Origin of the sequence: Streptomyces sp. MB09-01 (assembly GCF_033794505.1) — a bacterium.
In the GTDB taxonomy this organism is placed as follows: domain Bacteria; phylum Actinomycetota; class Actinomycetes; order Streptomycetales; family Streptomycetaceae; genus Streptomyces.
Genome location: NZ_JARAYQ010000512.1, coordinates 1 through 2148 on the forward strand (window position 1 = coordinate 1; position 2148 = coordinate 2148).

Genomic DNA, 2148 nt, shown 5'->3' on the forward strand with positions numbered 1-2148 from the left:
GTCGGCGAGCACCTCATGGGAGTGATCGGCATGACTCACCGTTCTCGCACGCACCGCCTCGTGTTGCTTTCTGCCTCCGCGGCCCTGGCCGCGGGGGGTGTGCCGGCTTCCGCCGGTGCGGCCGCCGCCGCACCCGTGCCGCCGCTGTACGTCACGGCCGTGGCCGCGATGCCCGCCGTGGAGTGGGTGGAGACCACCGATGCGCCAAGTGGGATCACCGTCGAGCTCCCCGGGAAGGCCACGGTCCGAAAGGCGAGCGTTTCCATCGACGGCAAGCCCGTCGAGTCGCGCGTGTACGGGCTGGACACCGCGGACGGAGGGGCGGCTTTCAGCGTCCACGACATGCCGGGCGACCGTTACTCCCTGGAGGACAATCTCCAGCGCTTCCTAGAGTCGTACATGGTGAACACCGCCGAACCTCTGACCAGCAGCGACGTGCGCCGGCACACGGTGGACGGCCGGCCCGTCCTCGATGCGCGTCTCACCTCCGAGACGGGCGATGAATCCTCGGTCGGCTTTACTCGGCTCATCGCCGACGACGACCACTTCGTACAGGTTGTGGTTTTCGGTCCCGAGGCGAAGGAAAAGGCCCTGAAGGCGATGCAAGAGCGGCTCCTCGACAGCCTCCGCATCCCCTGAGCCGGGGCCGGTCAGTGGGGCGCGGTCAGCTCGGCAGTCAGCTCCGGACAGGACCAGAGCGACAGCGGGACGCCCGTCTCGGCGGGCAGCTGGCAGGCCAGTGCCTTGGCCTCGGCGACCTGCGCAGGAGTGAAACGGGCGGGGCGCCCGGAGTGCTTGCGGTCGGCCAGGGCCGGCAGCTCGCCGTGGGCGAACCGGCCGCGCCAGGTCCGGACCGTGTCCACGTGCAGGTGGGTCTCGGCGGCGAACAGCCCTACCTGCCAGGACACAGAGGTCGGTGCAAACTCCGCCGCCGCGACACGACCGAAGCGATCATCGGCGCCGTTACGGGGACCCTGATCCGACCACAGCTCCTCCTCCTGGGCCGCCGCGCCGCCGCCGGCCAGCTCCGCTCGATCGGCCGCACAGGGCCTCCAGCTGCGCTGATGCACCCGGAGATCACCATCGTCTGGGCCAAATCCGCCTACGTCGGCCAGCTCGCCACCTGGGCCAAGGCCCGTGCTCGGTGAAGAAGGTCAGCCGGCCGAAAGGCGCGGTCGGGTTCGTCGTACATGACCCGCCGCCTCACCTGCAGCAACTCCCAGTCGGGCAAGTGAACGGAGAAGCCCTGCTCGACGCCCTGACCAGCCTGTCCATACCAGCGCCCTTTCCGGCCTCGGCAGTCGCTCTCGGCCTGCGGGATGCAGTGCTCGGCTCAGACGCGACGGAAGCGGATGAAATCCACCTCGTCCGCGTTGGTGGCAAAATCGACCCGCCAGCGGCCGGCCCCGAGCGCGATGATGCCCACCCCGTCATCCGCTGAAATCTGCGCCGGGTCCGCGGCTCCTTCGAAAGCCGAATCGAACATGTAAAGGCGGCCGTCGGTCAGCGAGATGGCGTCCACTCCGACAGAACGCCAGCCCTCTGCGGGAATCTTTTCCAGATCGGCACAGGCTTCACTGATCGAGTTGCGCACGAGCACCCCGCCCTCGCTGTCCGCCTCGAACCAGGTAAGGGCCTCACCGTCCAGGATCAGGACCGGCTTCCCCTGGACATCGACCCACCCGAAGCCACCGTACGGCGTTCCCTCGAAGACCGGCGGATCGCATGCCCGGTCATAGTCGCACTCCGGGCCGTTCGCACCGCCCCAGGTCCATCCCTCAGGAACTTCGGCGCCCACAGGAGGCAGCGTCCCCCGCCAGTGCTCGGCAGCCTCTGCCGGGACCACGATGATCGGTCCACCGCCTGAATTCGTCCACGGTCGCCCGTGTTCGTCGATATTGGCCCCCACGGGGCACCTCCCGCTGCTCTCCCTGAGTCACGCATCCCGCGCGACACCAACGATGCTTCCATGCGTGAGCGACCACGGACGAGCCAGCACTACTCATGTCATGTGATCAGGCTGTCGGTAGAGATCAGAAACAGGTACTCAGAGGTCGTTTTCGTCCGATGTTTCACCCCAGAATCGGGTGTTCTGTGGTCTTCTTCGGGTCGCGCCAGGAGATGGTGTTCTCGCTGGTGAGGCGGCGG

3 protein-coding genes are annotated in these 2148 nt (G+C 67.7%); 1 reads left to right on the top strand and 2 read right to left on the bottom strand.

What is annotated here, in order from left to right; genetic code table 11:
- Positions 1-15: 15 nt before the first annotated feature.
- On the top strand, positions 16-639 hold the full coding sequence (locus PV721_RS43015; RefSeq protein ID WP_319734275.1) for a hypothetical protein: 624 nt from the start codon (positions 16-18) through the stop codon (positions 637-639).
- A gap of 11 nt (positions 640-650) precedes the next feature.
- Here the strand turns inward: PV721_RS43015 and PV721_RS43020 are convergent, their stop codons facing one another.
- Both PV721_RS43020 and PV721_RS43030 read right to left on the bottom strand, forming a co-directional pair.
- The gene (locus PV721_RS43020) at positions 651-908 is read right to left on the bottom strand and encodes a helix-turn-helix domain-containing protein (protein ID WP_319734276.1); all 258 of its coding nucleotides are present in this window, start codon (positions 906-908) and stop codon (positions 651-653) included.
- A gap of 425 nt (positions 909-1333) precedes the next feature.
- Positions 1334-1909, bottom strand: coding sequence for an Imm21 family immunity protein (locus tag PV721_RS43030; RefSeq protein ID WP_319734277.1), 576 nt, complete (start codon positions 1907-1909; stop codon positions 1334-1336).
- Positions 1910-2148: the final 239 nt, after the last annotated feature.

Coding starts and splice junctions, on each gene's coding strand:
- PV721_RS43015 (WP_319734275.1), top strand. CDS start 16: ATGGGAGTGATCGGCATGACTCACCGTTCTCGCACGCACCGCCTCGTG.